Here is a 306-nt window from a genome sequence, read left to right as displayed (position 1 = left end):
GCAAGTGCGAGGCGGGGTCGGCCGGGGGCGTGCGGGCGCCGCTGCGTCTGTTGTCGGCGAAGGCGTAGGCCAGCGCGCCCTGGGGCGGGAGCAGGGCGTTGACCTGGACCGGGACCAGCGCCATCCGCGACCAGCCGGGTGCCGCCCGGGCGGGGACGTGGTGCCAGGTCGAGCCGGGCCGGGTGCCGACGCAAGTGTCCAGGTCGGCCACGAGCTCGTGGCCCTGGGTGAAGAGCGCGAGATTGGGGGACACGTAGTCGGTGCGCCGCAGTCCGTCCACGCCGAGGCCCCCGGGCGGGTCGCCGA

At 76.5% G+C, this 306-nt stretch carries 1 protein-coding gene; it reads right to left on the bottom strand.

The annotated features are described in order from the left end of the window. A partial coding sequence (locus UK12_RS42635; RefSeq protein ID WP_045307282.1) for a hypothetical protein occupies positions 1-306 on the bottom strand: 306 nt, incomplete at both ends.

Origin of the sequence: Saccharothrix sp. ST-888, assembly GCF_000955975.1 — a bacterium.
GTDB lineage: Bacteria > Actinomycetota > Actinomycetes > Streptomycetales > Streptomycetaceae > Kitasatospora.
This window is presented reverse-complemented; position numbering and strand designations above follow the sequence as displayed.